This is a genomic window from Paenibacillus sp. FSL H3-0310, assembly GCF_038002785.1.
Taxonomy (GTDB): Bacteria; Bacillota; Bacilli; order Paenibacillales; family Paenibacillaceae; genus Paenibacillus_AQ; species Paenibacillus_AQ odorifer.
On the sequence record NZ_JBBODC010000001.1, the window covers coordinates 970,534 to 987,533 of the forward strand.

Below are 17,000 nucleotides of genomic sequence, written 5' to 3' on the forward strand. Positions count from 1 at the left end.
GTTGCCGGGGCTTTTTTTGCTTTTTTCACACTAGAAGGGTCCTCCTTTGTTACTTCTTCTCATAAAAAAAAGCGTTGCCGCATAAGGTGTACAGAAGGCAGGAAGGGGGAACGTCTACTTATGACCCGTATTGGCTACAGGCTGCGGGGATGGACAAACGGGGTACTGGATCTACCACAGGACTTATTACAGGAAATGCCCCGGATCACCCTGATCGGCAATAAGGAACTGCATATTGAGAATCATCGCGGCGTGCTGCATTTTTCCTCTGGTCAGCTTAAGCTCGCGTTAGCTAAAGGATCGCTTGAAATCACAGGCGAGGGACTTGTCATCCGAAATATTCTAGGCCAGGAATTGGCTGTAGAAGGCGTTATCGGGGAGATCAGATATAACGAAAGCGAGGAGAGATCATGAAGGAGCCACCTCTGTCATCACTGCGGGGGTTCGTTACACTGCTTGTGACGGGACCTCAGGTGGAGCGATTTATTAATTTCATTTCTGAAGCAGGAATCATGATTTGGGATGTGAGGCCCGCTGAGGGCGGCGCTTCCCTTAAGCTGCTTCTGGATGATTTTTATGTCCTCCGGCCGATTTTAAAAAAGACAGGCTGTCGTATGCACGTAACCGGTAGAAGCGGACTTCCATTTCTTATGGCGCGGCTGTGGAAAAGGAAATTTTTTGGCATAGGTATTTTGATGTTTGGAATTACACTTTTTATGTTATCTACGATGGTATGGAGTATTAGAGTCGAAGGGAATGAAAAAATTGCTTCTGAGGATATATTGGCTGCCGCTCGCCAGGAGGGTGTGTACCCTTTTCAGTGGATATGGCGTCTGGAGGAGCCGGACAAGCTCTCTAAGGGGCTGCTGGCCCATTTACCGGGTGTTTCTTGGATAGGGCTGCAACGGACGGGGACGAGCATCAAAATTCAGGTTGTAGAGGCTAAACAGCCCGATATCAAACCTTTGCTTAGCCAACGGCATTTAATTAGCCGAACAGATGCGGTGGTAACAGAAATATATGCGGAGCAGGGCAGACCGGTAGTAGCGCGTAATTCGCGTGTGAAAAAAGGGGATATCCTGATTTCCGGTGCTCTTGGAGACGAAGAAAATGTAGAGTATGTGGTAGCCAAGGGTGAGGTTAAGGGGTTGGTTTGGCATGAATACAATATCGAGGTTCCGCTTGAAACAACCAATAGCACCTACACTGGGGAGCGTAAGGATCGCACCTATCTCGTGTTGGGGAAATGGGCTATTCAGCTGTGGGGTTATGGCAAATCCTCCTTTGAGAATTCAAAGACGCTCACAGAGCATGATCCGCTGTCTTGGCGCTCTATTGAGCTGCCGCTGGGCCTGATGACTGAGAAAGAAATGGAGATCAATGAAACAAAGGATACGATAACTCCAGAAGCTGGAGTTGCGAGGGGAATTGAGCGGGCGAAGAATGATATTTTAGCTCGATATGGTGTTGATAGCGTCATCAAAAGTCAAAAAGTTTTGCATGAGAAGAAAGAGAATGGTAAAGTTTATATGAAAGTGATCTTTGAAGTAGAAGAAAAAATTTCCGAAGAACTGCCAATAGTAAACAATTGAGGAGAATGAGGCTACTTGTCAGAACAGACTGCAAGCATTCGTATATCTTTGCAAAATGCGGGAGAAGCGCAATCGCTGTTTGGCCCGCAGGATGGATTCTTAAAAATCATCGAGAGTGAAATTCCCGCCATTATTGATTCGCGTGAAGCAGAGCTAACGATTCGTGGAGCTGAGCGGGAAGTAGACATGCTGGGGCAATTGTTTAATGTGCTACTGTCCCTCATTCGGAGCGGTTACATACTTACTGAACGTGATGTGCAGTACGCTGTGGAACTGGCGAAAGATTTTCGTGCTGATCAATTGCTCGATTTGTTCAAAGGAGAAATTACTACAACTTTTCGCGGAAAGCCTATCCGTGTCAAAACGGTCGGCCAGAAGCATTATGTGACAACGATCAAGAAGCGTGATATTGTATTCGGAATCGGTCCTGCAGGAACGGGGAAGACCTACTTGGCAGTGGTGCTTGCAGTTACGGCACTGAAAGAAGGTTCGGTTAAGCGTATTGTTCTTACGCGTCCCGCAGTAGAAGCAGGAGAGAGTCTAGGATTCCTTCCAGGGGATTTGCAAGAAAAGGTAGATCCATATCTGCGTCCGCTTTATGATGCATTATACGACGTTATGGGGCCCGACCAGGTGGCTAAGGCACTTGAACGGGGATTGATTGAGATTGCTCCGCTGGCTTATATGCGCGGACGTACATTGGATGATTCATTTATCATCTTGGATGAAGCGCAGAATACAACACCTGAGCAAATGAAAATGTTCCTGACTCGACTCGGCTTCGGGTCCAAAATGGTGATTACAGGTGACGTTACCCAGATTGACCTGCCCCGCGGCAAGAAATCCGGTTTGATTGAAGCCAAAGCGATTTTATCCGGCATAGAAGAACTTGGCTTTGTCTACTTCGCGGAACAGGATGTAGTACGGCATTCCCTGGTGCAGAAAATTATCGTTGCCTATGACCGCTCTGCCGAAAACCTCCAATAAAGGGGATTGTCTTCATGGCTTCAAAGCAACCATCTAAATTAAGCGGATTTGTATATACGAACAACGGATGGAAGTATAGCGCAGTGACACGCTATGCTCTTTTCCTGTTACTCGGACTAGTGTTCTACTTCAGCTTGTCGCCAGAATTGCTACCTAAGAAATATGATATTAAAGAGAATACTTACAGTGCAAAGGAAATAACGGCACCGAAGCAAATTAAGGACACCAAAGCTACGTTAAAAGCGGCTGAGGAAGCGGCCGAAAGCGTATCTCCCAAGTACAAAATTATCCCGATGAGGGCAGACAACCTAGTGACCTCACTGCTGGACCGGATAGATCGCCTCAATCAGGATGATCTGATCTCGCAAAGCGATAAGACGGGGATTTATCGTGATGAAATCCCGCAGAGAGCCAGCGATTTCATCTTGAATTTCGTAGCTTCCAATCGGGGCAGCGCTACATATTCAGATCACCTCTTGGATGAAATGCAATCTGTCATCAAAGAGCAGACCTATGTCATTCCGGAAGAGACTTACATTAAGATTCCGCGCCTGACCTCTCAGGACATTATCGAGATGAAGCCTGTCGCCCGAGATATTGTAACTAGGCTGATGAATGATCAGATTACGGATGCGCAGACCGCTCGCGCCAAGGTAGCGGAACAGGTCAGTATTAGTTCTCTAAGCCAGCGTACAGCGCGTGAGGTTGTTCAGGAGCTTGTACGTCTTGTGATCACAAGTAACAAGTTCTACGATGAGGATGCTACCAAGGAAGCAAAGGTACAAGCCCGGGAGAACACACCTGATGTATTCATTGAGCAAGGGGACACGCTTGTTGCTAAGGGGCAGCTAATTACTCCAGAGCTCTACACTCTTTTGGATGAGAATGGACTACTAAGCAATGAGGTGAATTACTGGCCACAGTTAGGCCTATTGATTCTCTCTGCGATGCTCTCCGTCGGTTTGCTTGCGTTCATTCGTTATTCAGGCGGCACCTCAGGCTTTAAGTACAACAATTCTCAGCTATTGATGCTGGTGCTTGTATTTGTTATAACTATTATCTCTATGCGGCTGGCCGCTGTTTTGCAGACCGATGTCCGATCTTATATCGGATTCCTGGCACCGGTGGCGATTGGCGCAATGTTAATTGCAATGCTTCTGGACATGCCTTTGGCCTATTTCTGCTCCATTCTATTCAGTGTACTGGCGAGTGTTATTTTGAATGTGCAGCAGAACTCAATCTTTGATTTTAACTTTGGTTTCTTTGCTATCGTGGTTTCGTACGTGGCTATCTTTGCGACTCACCGTGCGGGTCAACGCTCCACGCTCCTTAAAGGCGGGATTATGGTATCGCTTTTTGGCTGTCTGACAGTCTTTATGCAAATACTGTTAGGTGGAGGAGCATGGAAAGAGGTAGGTACCTTGTATTCGGTTGGTTTTGCTTTTGCAGGGGGACTATTGACGGCAGTGCTTGTGATTGGGCTAATGCCTTTTTTCGAGGCAACCTTTGGTATTCTATCGGCATTGAAGCTGGTAGAATTGTCTAATCCAAACCACCCGCTGCTGCGCAAACTGCTTACCGAAACGCCGGGAACCTATCACCATAGTGTAATGGTAGGTAACCTGTCAGAAGCTGCCGCGGAAGCGATTGGAGCAGATGGGCTATTGTGCCGGGTTGGATCGTATTATCATGATATTGGCAAAACAAAACGTCCGTTTTATTTTATCGAGAATCAGAATAATATGGAAAATCCACATGACTCTATTGAACCGAAGCTTAGTAAATCTATCATCGTTGCCCACGCCCGTGACGGGGTGGAAATGCAACGAGAATATAAGCTGCCAAAGCCAATCCGTGACATTGCGGAGCAGCATCATGGAACAACGTTCCTGCATTATTTTTACCATAAGGCACTGAAGCTGGCGGAAGAAAAAGGTGTCGAGGCTGATTTTACCGAGGAAGATTTCCGTTATCCTGGACCGAAAGCCCAGTCGAAGGAAGCAGCCGTTGTGGGAATTGCCGACAGTGTCGAGGCTGCAGTGAGATCATTGCGTAAGCCAACTGTTCTGCAGGTGGAAACGATGATTGAGAAGATTATTAAAAGTCGACTGGATGATCATCAGTTTGACGAATGTGATTTGACGATTAAAGAATTGGATATTATTGCACGGACTCTGAAGGAGACGGTTATGGGAATTTTCCATTCACGGATCGAATACCCAGAAGATGTGCGTAAGCCGAAAAAAGAGGAAGGGGCACCTAACCCATGAGTTTGGAGATCGTTTGGGATAACGAGCAGGAAGAATACGAGATAAAGGACGATCTCATTACGCTGCTGGAGAGCATTTTGCAAAAAGCAGGTGAAGCGGAAGGGATCGATCGGGGCGAGGTAGCTCTTACTTTTGTCGATAACGTTCGTATACATGAGTTGAATTTGGAATATCGGGGAATTGACCGTCCGACGGACGTGCTTTCTTTTGCTATGAATGAAAGCGGAGAGGACGAGCTGGACATTATATACGAGATAGAGGAAGGCGAGGCGCTGGAAGATGTTCCAGACGTACTTGGGGATATAATCATTTCCGTAACTCGTGCGCAGGAGCAGGCGCTGGAATATGGCCATTCACTGGAACGAGAGCTTGGTTTTCTTTTCGTTCACGGATTTCTGCATTTGTTAGGATATGATCATCAGGATGAAGCCTCAGAAGCAGAGATGATGTCCAAGCAAGAACAAGTACTATCTCAGGTTGGGTTGACGCGCTAATGGTGAAGAACACGGCGGTAGGGCACAAGAAGTTCTGGCACTCTTTTCGGTTTGCATCGCAAGGCTTAGTGTCGGCATTCAAATCCGAGCTTAACATGAAGGTGCATTGCTGTTTAGCGGTGGTTGTGCTAGTAGCCGCTGCCGTGTTCAGACTTCCGCTGGCCAGTTGGATGTTGCTGCTGTTCTCGATCACGCTTGTCCTAACTGCCGAACTGCTCAATACGGCAATTGAAGCGACGGTTGATCTGATCTCGCCAGAGATTCATCCACTGGCTAAGAGAGCAAAAGATACCGCCGCAGGAGCTGTGCTTCTCACGGCGGTGTTTGCTGTCTTAGTCGGGATCTATGTTTTTTATCACCCTGTGATGGACTGGATTAGCGGACTTATGTCATAATCAGGATACAAAATCAATTCAGGGGAGAGGCGGACCCGCGTTTTGCGATTCCGCCTCTTTCGTTACTGAATAATTTGAAGTGAGTTATGTACCCGAATATATCTCATGAAGTACGCTGATAAAATTTAGTGCACGCTGAGAAAATAACGATAAACGAAACTAATTAGATGTTTACGAAGTGAGTTTTGTGCGAAGAAAAATCAATGAAGTCAATACTCACAAAACTTTAGGAGGACAAAATATGGATTCTACTCTTCTTATGCAAGAGGCGATTAAAGCACGAGCAAAAGCTTACATTCCATATTCCCGATTCGGAGTGGGAGCTGCCCTTCTTGATCAGGATGGTCATATTCACCACGGCTGTAATGTGGAAAATGCTGCTTTTGGACCAACCAACTGTGCGGAACGGACAGCACTATTCCGTGCGATTGCGGATGGACACGCTGTTGGTTCTTTTAAAGCAATTGCCGTAGTAGCTGACTCTGACGGCCCCGTTTCACCTTGCGGTGTGTGCCGGCAAGTAATGATTGAGTTGTGTTCGCCGGATATGAAGGTTATTCTTGGGAACATGAAGGGTGATATCGTTGAGACTACGGTGGGAGAATTGCTTCCAGGCGCTTTTGGTCCCGTAGATCTGAAGCAAGGACAAGCTCCAGAATAAAATGAGGATTTGATTTAATGCCTGTGCCTGTTTAAGGGCAAATCAGGCATAGTTAGACGAAGGTTGCTACTTTAATTGCACAATGTACAGTTAAATTGCTACTCTTTCGCGACAAAAATGAATTTAGTTGCAGATAGTACAATTAAATTTATGATAAAGCCCATATTTGGCTCTTAAGACAGGATTTAATTGCACAAAATACAACTAAAACACCAAAAACATAAACTCAACCTAAAATTAGTTGTACAAAGTACAATTAAAAGTGTTCTAGTTCTACCAAGTTAGGCTAAACTGGTGCAAACTATGTGTTTTTAGAGTAACATTACGAGGTAAGCGCCACGGCAAAAGCCGTCAGCGATTCTAATTACGTAAGGTTACTTGTAACACAGCCTAAAGCCAATCATCTCAGTAATCTTTATTCATGGTGAGGGCAATGCGAACCGTGTGAATAAGCGACAGTGAAGCGTGTCCCCGATAGGGGAGGAAAGCGCTCATGCACCATAGTCCCTCTAATCCAGCCTAACGTTGCAGTTACGCCCATTTCCGGGTGTCCAGAGGGCCGGGGCCCTTGGGGTCCCCCTTGGCTAAGGGGGATTTAGGGGGATCGAAAAAGATCTTAAAAGATTTTCAAACGCAAATTTAGAAGGTAAGTATGGAAGGAAGATAATATGAAATTCAAATCAGGCTTTGTCGCAATTATCGGCAGACCAAACGTAGGTAAATCAACACTCATGAACCAGGTCATTGGCCAGAAGATTGCCATTATGTCGGATAAGCCACAGACAACCAGAAACAAAATCCATGGTGTTTACACAACAAACACTTCACAAATCGTATTCCTGGATACACCGGGGATTCATAAAAGACAGTCCAAGCTAGGCGACTACATGAACCAGACTGCAATGAGTACACTGGGTGAAGTAGAAGCTGTGTTATTCCTTGTGGATGCGTCAGAGGGCTTGGGCGGTGGAGACCGTTACATTGCCGAGCAATTAAATGGTCTGAAGACACCGGTGATTCTAGTGCTCAACAAGATCGATAAAATAGAGCCGGAAGCTCTGCTCCCGCTTATGGCTCAATATAACAAGCTGCATGATTTTGCCGAAATTATTCCGATTTCTGCGAAGATGGGCAGCAATGTTAACACGCTGTTAGAGCAGGTTGCCAAGTACTTGCCGGAAGGCCCTCAGTATTATCCGGAAGATCAAATCACGGATCACCCCGAGCAATTTGTCTGCGCGGAATTAATCCGGGAGAAAATTCTGCATTTGACTCGTGAAGAAGTGCCGCACTCTATTGCTGTAGCCATCGAAGATATGAAGGTTGAGCCTAATGGAGTGGTGCATGTTTCAGCTGTTATTTTTGTTGAGCGTGATTCGCAAAAGGGAATTATTATCGGCAAGCAAGGGGCAATGCTGAAAGAGGTCGGCAGACGGGCTCGGACAGATATTGAGAACCTGCTGGGTTCGAAGATTTTTCTGGAGCTATGGGTAAAAGTGAAAAAAGATTGGCGCAATCAGGACCGCGTTCTGCGGGATTTGGGCTTCCATAAAGACCTTTAAGTTAATTCCGTTATTCCTCGTTTGGTAGGAATTGCAAGGATAGAACCTGCTCCATCGCACCATCCTAATTCTTGATAAGAGACATCGTCTTTCCCAAGAAAGGATGAATACGAATGCGAAACTTTTCGTGGAAGTATTTTGCAATGACAGGAGACGTCGATGCTTACCTGCTGTATAAGGAAGCTGGCCATCCGCTTGAAGATAGTGGATTACAGCTAGTGGAGGAAGAGAAGGCCTGTGATGAAGAAGCGCAATAAGGACTGGTTGCTTGCCGAATGGTTGGGGGAAGAGGCATGCTACACAGGGTGGAAGGGATCGTCATCCGCAGCATGGACTACGGCGAGGGGAACGCAATTATTACGCTTTGCACCGAGAACGCGGGAAAAGTAGGGGTTCTGGTGCGTGGCGCAAAGAAGGTCAAAAGCCGCCATGCTGCATTGATCCAACTGTTCACCGTTGGGGAATTTGTTTTTTTTAGAAATAATGGAGGACTTGGGACACTGAATTCTGGCGAAATTACGAAGTCGCACCATCCGCTGCGTGAGGATTTGATCAAAGCTGCTTATGCGTCTTATGCGTGTGAACTGCTTGATCGTGTTCTGCATGATGAGGAAACGGGAAGCTTTTGGTTTCGCCAGCTTACGGCCTGTCTTAATGCACTTGAAGAGGACAAGGAACCTGGCGTTATCATAAATGTCTTTGAAATGAAAATCTTACAGGCAGCCGGTTATGGTCCTGAATTCGATTCTTGTGTAATTTGTGGTGCCGAGAAGCCGGATGATCAACTGCTGATCAGCCCGCGCCTTGGTGGAGCACTGTGCCGCAGTTGTAAACATAATGACCCTCCAGCCATGGAGGTCTCTGCTCGTGCGTTGAAGCTGCTGCGATTATTCGCCAGACTTGACCTAACTAGACTAGGCAATGTGGATGTAAAGGAAAGCAGCCGGGATGAGCTGAAAAAAATTATGCGCGCCTTTATGGATGTGCAACTCGGATTAAAGCTGAAGTCACAAAGTTTCCTAGACCAGCTCGACAAGTACAAGATTTGACGAAAGCTGATTTTTCCGTTACTATAGGATCAGTTTATTATATGATCGTCGTTATGCTCCAAATGGGGAGAGGCGTGCATTGATCGGGAAAGTAGTGGACTGTATTGTCGTTATTCAGCGAGCTGGGGGCAGTGGAAGCCTAGCGGGACAACGTTCATGAACATGGCACCCGGGAGTACGAATGCGGCGAATGAAAGTGGATTTCGTTCTTGTTTTGGCAGCAAACTTGCTTATACAAGGTATGAAATCAAGTAGGGTGGAACCGCGGGAGAATAAGTTAAGCTCTCGTCCCTATGTCTGTTAATCAGGCATGGGGGCGGGGGCTTTTTGTTGCTGTCAGGAGCTAAGTGCCGCCTCCATGGTAGAAAGTTTTAGGCAAGCTGTTGTAAAAAACTTGTAAAGCGAAGGAGACGGTATTATGAACTTCCAGCAGATGATTTTGACACTGCAGCAGTTCTGGGCTGAACAGAACTGTATCATCGTACAGCCTTATGACACAGAAAAAGGCGCCGGCACGATGAACCCTATGACTTTTTTACGCTCACTAGGTCCTGAGCCTTGGAGAGTGGCTTACGTAGAGCCTTCACGTCGTCCCTCCGATGGTCGTTACGGAGAGAACCCGAACCGTCTGTATCAGCATCACCAATTCCAAGTAATCATCAAACCCTCACCAGATAACATTCAAGAGATCTATTTGGATAGCTTGAAAGCACTCGGTATTGATCCGCTCTTGCATGACATCCGTTTTGTAGAGGATAACTGGGAGAATCCGTCACTGGGCTGTGCGGGTCTGGGATGGGAAGTATGGCTGGACGGTATGGAGATCACTCAATTTACTTACTTCCAGCAGGTAGGTGGCATCGAAGCTAACCCTGTTGCTGTAGAAATCACTTACGGGATGGAGCGCTTAGCCTCTTACATTCAGGATAAAGAAAATGTGTTCGATCTTGAATGGGTAAGCGGTATGACTTATGGTGATGTTTTTCATCAGCCGGAGTTCGAGCATTCTACCTACACTTTTGAAGTATCGGATGTAAAAATGTTATTCTCGCTGTTCAACATGTATGAAGAGGAAGCACGTAGAGCGATGGAGAAACATCTTGTGTTTCCAGCCTACGATTATGTGTTGAAATGCTCACATAGCTTTAATCTACTCGATGCGCGCGGGGCAATTAGTGTAACTGAACGGACTGGATTTATTACCCGAGTGCGTAATCTTGCCCGCTCCGTAGCGGCAACATATCTTGAGGAACGCGAGAAGCTTGGCTTCCCGCTGCTGAAGAAAGAAGGTGCTGACCGTGTCTAAAGATATCCTGTTTGAGATCGGTCTGGAGGAAATTCCTGCACGTTTTATCCGTGCTGCGATGGAACAGCTGCAAGATAGAATGTCCAAGTGGTTGGATTCTGCACGTATAAACCATGCTGGAGTTACTGCATATGCTACGCCACGTCGTCTCGCTGTATTTGTTAAGGACGCGGCTGAGAAGCAAGAGGATATTAGCGAAGAGGTCAAAGGACCTTCACGCAAAATCGCGCTGGATGCTAACGGCGACTGGAGTAAAGCTGCGCTAGGATTTGCCCGCAGTCAAGGTGTATCTCCAGAGCAATTTACATTTAAAGAGCTAGCTGGCGTGGAATATATTTATGCCACAAAAAATAGTGCGGGTGTAGAGACTGCTTCTTTGCTCACAGAAGGACTTCTGGGTATTGTAAATGCAATGACTTTCCCGAAGAACATGCGCTGGGGAGCTTACGATTTTAAATTCGTTCGTCCGATTCGCTGGATGGTTGCTCTTTTTGGTAAAGAGATTATTGATTTGGAAATTACGGATGTAAAAGCGGGTAATGTGAGCCGTGGACATCGTTTTCTGGGTACAGAGACTGTAATCTCGGAGCCTGCGCAATATGTGGAGAGCATGCGTGCGCAGCATGTACTTGTGGATGTGAAGGAACGGGAAACGCTTATCCTGGATCAAATCAACAAATTGGCTGAAGAGAAAAGCTGGACGATTGCAATTAAAGAAGATCTTTTGGAAGAAGTACTGTTCTTGGTAGAAACACCAACCGTGCTCTTTGGAACCTTTGATCCATCTTTCTTAGAGATTCCTCAGGATGTGCTGATTACCTCGATGCGTGAGCATCAGCGTTATTTCCCTGTTTTTGATGCAGCTGGCAAGCTACTTCCATTCTTTGTAACTGTACGTAACGGGAATGCAGAATCCTTGGATGTTATCGCTAAGGGAAATGAAAAAGTGCTTCGTGCTCGTCTATCAGATGCCAAATTCTTCTATCAAGAAGATCAAAAGATGAAGATTGACGAGGCGTTAGCCAAGCTTGAGAACATTGTTTACCATGAAGATTTGGGCAGCGTAGGGGATAAGGTGCGCCGTATTCGCCAAATCTCTGATCGTCTGGCTGTGAAGCTTGGACTATCAGCTTCTGCTGTGTCCGAAGTAAGTCGCACTGCGGATATTTGTAAATTCGACCTTGTAACACAAATGGTTTATGAATTTCCTGAGCTGCAAGGAACAATGGGTGAAGATTATGCACGTAAAGCAGGCGAGCCTGAAACTGTGGCAAAAGCGATCTTCGAGCATTATCAGCCACGATTTGCAGGAGATGCTGTACCTTCAACAGAAGCAGGTTCAGTTGTCAGCATAGCGGACAAAATCGATACGATTGTTGGCTGCTTCTCCATCGGCATCATTCCGACAGGATCTCAGGATCCATATGCCCTGCGCCGTCAGGCTGCAGGTATTGTCCAAATTGTGCTTGAGCATAAATTGCCAATTACGCTGCGCGAAATTTTTGAAGCGGCGATTGAAATTCATGAAAATTCAGGAAATACGAAACATTCTGGAGATGAACTACGTATAAACCTGTACGAGTTCTTCGGTCTGCGTGTAAAACGTCTTTTATCTGACAATGTACGCTATGATGTTGTGGACGCTGTTACAGCGGCTGGTTTTGACGACGTGGTAGATGTTGTGGGCAGAAGCCGTGCTCTTATGGCTGCTGTGTCCGACCAAGCAGATTTCAAGATTACCGTAGATTCGCTTACTCGTGTCAGTAATTTGGCAAGTAAAGCAACCAGTGAAGTGATTGATCCTGCTTTACTTAAAGAAGATGCTGAATTGCAGCTTTTTAATACATGGCAGGAGCTTCACGCACCTTACCTTGAAGCTATGGCGGCAAAAAATGCCGAAGAAGCACTTCGGATTCTTTCGGGTCTAAAAGACGCCGTTACAACATTTTTTGATTCCGTTATGGTTATGGCGGAGGACGAGCAAGTGCGTGCTAACCGTTTGGCTCTGCTTGCTGGTATTGATGCTGACTCCAAGTCGTTCGCTGATTTTGCGAAGCTTGTCTGGTAATTTTAATCAAGAAAATTTGAATCTTATGGTATAGAATGTTGGTTTGGGGTATAAATATACGGAACGGTGCCAATGCGTCATTTGACATCCGTTCCGTATTTATGCTTAGAAAGAAGGATTTCTTGCGGAGAGGGCGTATATATATTACACGGGAAATTGGTGATGATCATGGAGAAGTCCCAGTCTAGAACGATAGTGGTGGATGGGGATGCTTGTCCGGTCAAAAAAGAGATCGCTGAGGTAGGTCGCACCTTTGGTGTTCCGGTTCTTATGGTATCTTCTTATGACCATGCACTGAAAGCTGAAGAGGGTGTAACGGTTGTGCAGGTGGATCGAGGAGATCAGAGTGCCGATCTATATATTGCCAATCATATTACTGCAGGAGATGTGGTATTGACTCAAGATTATGGTCTTGCGGCACTTGCATTAGGTAAACGGTGCAGTGTGCTTTCATTTCGTGGTCAGGAATACGACAATTCCAAGATGGATTTTATGTTGGAGGGAAGACATGCCAGGGCCGTGGAACGAAGACGGGGACATTATTCCAAGGGTCCAAAACCCATAACGGCAGAAGAAAAAACTTATTTTCAACATAAACTGACAAAACTTTTAATACTTTTGCAGGAGAATGTGGAGCAATAGCGAATTATATTTATTTGTTAAGAGATGAAGGTGGTTGAAGTGGCTAGCGGACACGGCAATATTCCGGAAGAGGTTATCGAAAGCGTGCTTGCGCGTCATGATATAGTCGATACAGTCGGTAAGGTTGTTCATTTGTCCAAGCAGGGGAAATATTTATGGGGCCTCTGCCCGTTCCATTCGGAGAAAACCCCTTCCTTTACTGTTACCCCCGACCGGGGAGTATTTCATTGCTTTGGCTGCGGTATGGGTGGAAATGCCATCAAATTTAGGATGGAAATCGAAGGATTAACCTTCCCCGAAGCTGTCAGAATAATGGCTGAAGAAAGTGATATTCCCGTTCCAGAAGGTAGAGGAGGTATGATGTCTCCTCCTGATCCGGAACGCGACCGGTTGATTCAAGCTTATGAATGGTCGGCAAAGTTCTATCATTACTTGCTGAAGAACACGGAACACGGCAAAGCCGCTATGGACTATTTAAGAGGCCGGAACTTCAGTGATAAAATGATTGACCAGTTTCAGATCGGATATGCTCCGGACCGCTGGGATACTTTGCTGCAGTTTTTGGAGAAACGAAATTTTGACCTTGCGGAAATGGAGAAAGGCGGACTTCTGTCAGCCCGCGGTGAGGGCAAAGGCTATTTGGATCGTTTCCGTGGCCGGATTATCTTTCCGATTGCCAACCGTACAGGCAAGGTAATCGCATTCGCCGGAAGAATACTTGGAGAGGGTCAACCTAAGTATTTAAATTCTCCGGAGAGTAGGTTGTTTAACAAAAGCCGGATATTGTACAATTTGCACCAGTCCAAAGCATCCATTCGCAAAACTCGACAAATCGTCCTGTTTGAAGGATACGGAGATGTCATCTCATCCTGGGAAGCGGGTGTGCATAACGGCGTAGCAACGATGGGAACGTCCTTGACGGAGGGTCATGTGGCACTGATGAAAAGCCTGGCTGATGAAATTATACTGTCTTACGACGGTGACCGGGCGGGACAAGCAGCAGCCATGAAGGCCATTCCGATGCTTGAAGGCAGCGGCCTGCGTGTAAAGATCGCCTTACTGCCAAGCGGGGTGGATCCGGATGAATTTATCTCCAAGCATGGAGGAGAAAGATTTAAAGATCAGGTTATTGATTCAGCAGTTTCATCCATAAAATTTAAGCTTATATATCTGAAAAAAAACCATATACTCCTAGAGGAAGATGGCAAAATCGCCTATGTCAAGGAAGCCTTAGAAGTTATTGCTTCACTGCATTCCTCAACAGAGCGAGAGGTTTATCTGAAGGAAATCGCTGCTGAACTCGAACTTTCCTATGATAGTTTGAAGCAGGATTGTAATTTACTTAGGGCATCGATGCAAAAAAACATCCCTGAAGGGGATAATAACGACAAAAGGTGGAATAATGGTAGGCATAAAAAAGGGCAGGTGCAGACACCGACCTTACTACCCGCTTATCATGTCGCGGAACGGCGTCTATTGTCCTTTATGATTCAGGACCCGGAAGCCGCCACGTATGTAGGCGAACGCCTCGGAGAAGATTTCAACATCGTTGATCATGCGGCAATTGCTGCTTATCTATATGCCTATTACGCGCAAGGCAAACCACCCGGCATTAGTCGGTTTCTATCATCACTTCAGGATGATCGTCTGGAGAAAACTGCGACATCAATATCCATGATGGATACCCCTCCGGACTGGAATATGCAGGTTCTAGATGATTGTATTCGTGAAGTGCGGAAATACCCACTGCAACGCAAAATGGAACAGAAGCGTGAAGAGATGATTCAGGCTGAAAAGTCAGGTGACTTTTTGCGTGCGGCACAAATAGCAAGTGAGATTATAGCCCTAGAGAGACAATGACATGTTGACAGGATGTACCTAGGGAGGAGGGAGTCGAATTATGGCGAACGATCAGCATACTGAATTGGAAGCAGAATTTACTTTGGATCAGGTTAAGGATCAGCTCATTGAGCAAGGTAAGAAAAGATCATCATTAAATTACAAAGATATTATGGAGAAATTATCGCCGTTTGATCAAGACCCCGAGCAAATGGAGGAGTTCTACGAGCAACTCAGTGATTTGGGAATTGAGGTTGTAAACGAGAACGATGAAGAGGTTAACAGCCTCCGACCAAGTGAGGATAATGAGGATAAAGACAGCGATGATTTCAGCTTTGATGACGATCTGTCGCTGCCACCAGGGATCAAGATTAATGACCCTGTCCGTATGTATCTAAAAGAAATCGGACGCGTTCCTTTGTTGTCGGCTGACGATGAAGTTGAGCTTGCTATGCGGATTAAGAATGGCGATGAAGAAGCTAAACGCCGTCTTGCAGAAGCGAACCTGCGTCTCGTGGTAAGTATCGCGAAACGTTATGTCGGACGCGGTATGCTGTTCCTGGATCTGATTCAGGAAGGTAATATGGGTCTGATCAAAGCAGTAGAGAAATTTGACCATAACAAGGGATTCAAATTTAGTACGTATGCGACTTGGTGGATTCGCCAGGCCATCACTCGTGCGATTGCGGATCAGGCGCGTACCATTCGTATTCCTGTACACATGGTGGAAACGATCAACAAGCTGATTCGGGTTTCTCGCCAATTGCTGCAAGAACTGGGACGCGAACCTTCCCCAGAGGAAATTGCGGCTGAGATGGAACTGACGGTGGAGAAAGTTAGAGAGATCATGAAGATTGCCCAAGAACCTGTATCCTTGGAAACACCAATTGGTGAAGAAGATGACTCTCATCTAGGAGACTTCATTGAGGATCAGGAAGCATTGGCTCCTGCGGATGCAGCGGCTTATGAACTCCTGAAGGAACAGCTGGAGGATGTGCTGGACACGCTCACGGAGCGTGAAGAGAATGTACTTCGCCTGCGTTTTGGTCTTGATGATGGACGGACAAGAACGCTTGAAGAAGTCGGCAAGGTGTTTGGTGTTACCCGGGAACGGATCCGCCAGATCGAAGCCAAGGCATTGCGCAAACTTCGTCACCCTAGCCGCAGTAAACGGCTTAAGGATTTCCTTGAATAGTATTTCATGAACTGGACCTTCTGCTGCTCAGTGGCAGGAGGTTCTTTTATTTGAATTTACGCTGGTAAAAAATGTGTTGACCTTGTGTATCTGGAAAGAAGGATGAGCCAGTGAATTTGGAAAAACGCGACATCATTATAAAAGAGATTCAGTATTGGAGAAAAAGCCGGTTGCTGCCAGAGCAGTATTGCGATTTCTTAACCAATCTGTATGACGATGAGGATGCGAATAAGGATAACAATCCAATTTCGCTGAGAAATTTACAGCAGGGAAGCATCAAAATTTGGCTGTTTTCTTTTGGAATTATTTCCTTGATTTTCTTGATTAGTCTTTATTTTAGCGTTTTTCCCTGGCCTTTGCAACTTGCAACCGCACTATCTGTATTAATTATTTGTTATGGATACTCCGCCGTTTATAAGGACCGGAACAATGTTATCAGTCTTATCCTAGCGGGGCTGGGCAGTGTTTTAACGCTTGGTTTTGGGCTATGGCTGATTGATTTGCATGATCTGGATCCTCAGCTCTGGAGGCCTATTCTAATTGGGTGCTGCGGCTTGTTATGGTGTATTTTGGGATTTTTACTCCGGATAGGTTTGTTGCAGTACTGTGGTTTTGCTTTTTGGGCATTACTGTATGCAGGGTTCTTCGGTGGAAGAAGCCCGGAGGCCTCTATATTTGAACTGGAGTTCCTATGGCTGCCATTGTGTGTGCTGATGGTATGGTTAAGCTGGCTTTTGCATCATAAGGTAAGAGGTGTTGCCAGTGTTTATTTTGCAGTGGGAGTATCGCTTTGGATCATGCCAGAGCTTGACGCTCTTTTATTAAGACAGGATTATCCGCAGTGGATTTCATTGATGCTGATCCTAAAGATTGCAGCAGGGTTAGCTTTGTTGTTTGGGTTTCGAAAAAAATGGATAACGTGGGTGGCAACATGAACAAT

The 17,000-nt window shown here is 46.0% G+C and carries 16 protein-coding genes; all 16 read left to right on the forward strand.

Annotation, left to right across the window (positions count from 1 at the left end):
* The first annotated feature begins 120 nt into the window (after positions 1 to 120).
* The 16 genes from yqfC (at position 121) to MHH63_RS04440 (ending at position 16,995) form a co-directional block, all read left to right on the forward strand.
* Positions 121 to 414 carry a sporulation protein YqfC gene (yqfC, locus tag MHH63_RS04365; RefSeq protein WP_341171250.1) on the forward strand — a complete coding sequence of 98 codons (294 nt, stop codon included), beginning with the start codon at positions 121 to 123 and terminating at the stop codon, positions 412 to 414.
* Positions 411 to 1,592, forward strand: a complete 1,182-nt coding sequence (gene yqfD, locus MHH63_RS04370) for a sporulation protein YqfD (RefSeq protein WP_341171251.1) — start codon at positions 411 to 413, stop codon at positions 1,590 to 1,592. The genes yqfC and yqfD overlap by 4 nt, the downstream gene beginning before the upstream one ends.
* A gap of 15 nt (positions 1,593 to 1,607) precedes the next feature.
* Complete coding sequence (locus MHH63_RS04375) at positions 1,608 to 2,579, forward strand: PhoH family protein (protein WP_036683834.1); 972 nt, start codon at positions 1,608 to 1,610, stop codon at positions 2,577 to 2,579.
* Between the two features lie 14 nt (positions 2,580 to 2,593).
* Positions 2,594 to 4,849, forward strand: coding sequence for an HD family phosphohydrolase (locus MHH63_RS04380; RefSeq protein ID WP_036683831.1), 2,256 nt, complete (start codon positions 2,594 to 2,596; stop codon positions 4,847 to 4,849).
* Positions 4,846 to 5,343, forward strand: a complete 498-nt coding sequence (gene ybeY, locus MHH63_RS04385; RefSeq protein WP_076185261.1) for an rRNA maturation RNase YbeY — start codon at positions 4,846 to 4,848, stop codon at positions 5,341 to 5,343. Before MHH63_RS04380 ends, ybeY begins: the two co-directional genes overlap by 4 nt.
* The gene (locus MHH63_RS04390; RefSeq protein WP_076185260.1) at positions 5,343 to 5,738 is read left to right on the forward strand and encodes a diacylglycerol kinase family protein; all 396 of its coding nucleotides are present in this window, start codon (positions 5,343 to 5,345) and stop codon (positions 5,736 to 5,738) included. Before ybeY ends, MHH63_RS04390 begins: the two co-directional genes overlap by 1 nt.
* Positions 5,739 to 5,979: 241 nt before the next feature.
* On the forward strand, positions 5,980 to 6,399 hold the full coding sequence (locus MHH63_RS04395; protein WP_076129005.1) for a cytidine deaminase: 420 nt from the start codon (positions 5,980 to 5,982) through the stop codon (positions 6,397 to 6,399).
* Positions 6,400 to 7,067: 668 nt separating this feature from the next.
* Positions 7,068 to 7,961 (forward strand): GTPase Era, encoded by an 894-nt coding sequence (era, locus tag MHH63_RS04400; RefSeq protein WP_036683823.1) that lies wholly within the window; start codon positions 7,068 to 7,070, stop codon positions 7,959 to 7,961.
* Between the two features lie 113 nt (positions 7,962 to 8,074).
* Entirely contained in the window at positions 8,075 to 8,218 is a 144-nt protein-coding gene (locus MHH63_RS04405) for a YqzL family protein (protein WP_076098533.1), read from the forward strand.
* Between the two features lie 36 nt (positions 8,219 to 8,254).
* Complete coding sequence (gene recO / locus MHH63_RS04410; protein WP_076304280.1) at positions 8,255 to 9,010, forward strand: DNA repair protein RecO; 756 nt, start codon at positions 8,255 to 8,257, stop codon at positions 9,008 to 9,010.
* Between the two features lie 418 nt (positions 9,011 to 9,428).
* Entirely contained in the window at positions 9,429 to 10,316 is an 888-nt protein-coding gene (gene glyQ, locus MHH63_RS04415) for a glycine--tRNA ligase subunit alpha (RefSeq protein ID WP_036683820.1), read from the forward strand.
* A complete protein-coding gene (gene glyS / locus MHH63_RS04420) occupies positions 10,309 to 12,384 on the forward strand; it encodes a glycine--tRNA ligase subunit beta (protein ID WP_341171252.1) in 2,076 nt (691 codons plus the stop codon). The genes glyQ and glyS overlap by 8 nt, the downstream gene beginning before the upstream one ends.
* A 162-nt stretch (positions 12,385 to 12,546) precedes the next feature.
* Positions 12,547 to 13,026: a YaiI/YqxD family protein gene (locus MHH63_RS04425; RefSeq protein WP_076220169.1), complete on the forward strand. Its 480-nt coding sequence runs from the start codon at positions 12,547 to 12,549 to the stop codon at positions 13,024 to 13,026.
* A 24-nt stretch (positions 13,027 to 13,050) separates the two neighbouring features.
* The gene (dnaG, locus tag MHH63_RS04430) at positions 13,051 to 14,886 is read left to right on the forward strand and encodes a DNA primase (protein WP_341171253.1); all 1,836 of its coding nucleotides are present in this window, start codon (positions 13,051 to 13,053) and stop codon (positions 14,884 to 14,886) included.
* Positions 14,887 to 14,926: 40 nt separating this feature from the next.
* A complete protein-coding gene (gene rpoD, locus MHH63_RS04435; RefSeq protein WP_036683799.1) occupies positions 14,927 to 16,060 on the forward strand; it encodes an RNA polymerase sigma factor RpoD in 1,134 nt (377 codons plus the stop codon).
* A 110-nt stretch (positions 16,061 to 16,170) separates the two neighbouring features.
* Positions 16,171 to 16,995: a hypothetical protein gene (locus MHH63_RS04440; protein WP_036683797.1), complete on the forward strand. Its 825-nt coding sequence runs from the start codon at positions 16,171 to 16,173 to the stop codon at positions 16,993 to 16,995.
* Positions 16,996 to 17,000 lie beyond the last annotated feature (5 nt).

Bases quoted from the DNA above. Each gene is read 5' to 3' on its own strand.
- MHH63_RS04395 (WP_076129005.1), top strand. From the start codon at position 5,980: ATGGATTCTACTCTTCTTATGCAAGAGGCGATTAAAGCACGAGCAAAA.
- dnaG (WP_341171253.1), top strand. From the start codon at position 13,051: ATGAAGGTGGTTGAAGTGGCTAGCGGACACGGCAATATTCCGGAAGAG.
- yqfC (WP_341171250.1), top strand. From the start codon at position 121: ATGACCCGTATTGGCTACAGGCTGCGGGGATGGACAAACGGGGTACTG.
- MHH63_RS04380 (WP_036683831.1), top strand. From the start codon at position 2,594: ATGGCTTCAAAGCAACCATCTAAATTAAGCGGATTTGTATATACGAAC.
- rpoD (WP_036683799.1), top strand. From the start codon at position 14,927: ATGGCGAACGATCAGCATACTGAATTGGAAGCAGAATTTACTTTGGAT.
- glyQ (WP_036683820.1), top strand. From the start codon at position 9,429: ATGAACTTCCAGCAGATGATTTTGACACTGCAGCAGTTCTGGGCTGAA.
- MHH63_RS04425 (WP_076220169.1), top strand. From the start codon at position 12,547: ATGATCATGGAGAAGTCCCAGTCTAGAACGATAGTGGTGGATGGGGAT.
- era (WP_036683823.1), top strand. From the start codon at position 7,068: ATGAAATTCAAATCAGGCTTTGTCGCAATTATCGGCAGACCAAACGTA.
- ybeY (WP_076185261.1), top strand. From the start codon at position 4,846: ATGAGTTTGGAGATCGTTTGGGATAACGAGCAGGAAGAATACGAGATA.
- recO (WP_076304280.1), top strand. From the start codon at position 8,255: ATGCTACACAGGGTGGAAGGGATCGTCATCCGCAGCATGGACTACGGC.
- MHH63_RS04390 (WP_076185260.1), top strand. From the start codon at position 5,343: ATGGTGAAGAACACGGCGGTAGGGCACAAGAAGTTCTGGCACTCTTTT.
- yqfD (WP_341171251.1), top strand. From the start codon at position 411: ATGAAGGAGCCACCTCTGTCATCACTGCGGGGGTTCGTTACACTGCTT.
- MHH63_RS04405 (WP_076098533.1), top strand. From the start codon at position 8,075: ATGCGAAACTTTTCGTGGAAGTATTTTGCAATGACAGGAGACGTCGAT.